The organism is Vibrio sp. 378 (assembly GCF_033339435.1).
In genome coordinates this window covers 1-517 of the sequence record NZ_JAWOUO010001195.1, presented here as the reverse complement: position 1 = coordinate 517, position 517 = coordinate 1, and the positions used below count along the sequence as shown (strand labels likewise).

The window sequence follows — 517 nt, the reverse complement described above, 5'->3', positions numbered from 1 at the left end:
AGAATGAAACCAAATAGTGTCTTCACGCGGTCCATCCAACCGCCGGCTTTTGGCAGCAATTTGTTGCCAAATACCGCTACGAGAATCAGCGGAATACCCATACCCATCGCCAGTGCGTAAAGCGCAATACCACCAGTCAGCAAGTCACCACTTTGTGCAACGTAGAGTAGTGCGCCTGACAGAGGTGCTGTGGTACACGGTGAGCACACCAGACCTGAGATCGCGCCCATCGCGAATACACCTGCGCTGCTGCCGCCTTGCTGTTTGTTGCTCAGGTTGTTTAGCCACGTTTGTACACTGCTTGGCAATTGCAGGGTGTACACACCAAACATGGAGAGTGCCAACGTGACGAATAAGATACTCAAACCAATCAACACATATGGGTGTTGCATCGCCGCTTGGAACTGCATGCCTGCTGATGCCACCACTAAGCCGAGAAGAGTGTAAGTCAGCGCCATGCCTTGCACGTAAACTAGGGATAAACCCAGAGCGCGGCGTTGGCTGAGTTTCCCGCTGC

At 53.0% G+C, this 517-nt stretch carries 1 protein-coding gene; it reads right to left on the bottom strand.

Annotated features, from left to right (window positions below; all coding sequences use genetic code 11):
* On the bottom strand, positions 1 to 517 hold a 517-nt coding region (locus R7Q48_RS31105; protein WP_318134276.1), incomplete at both ends, for a cytochrome c biogenesis protein CcdA.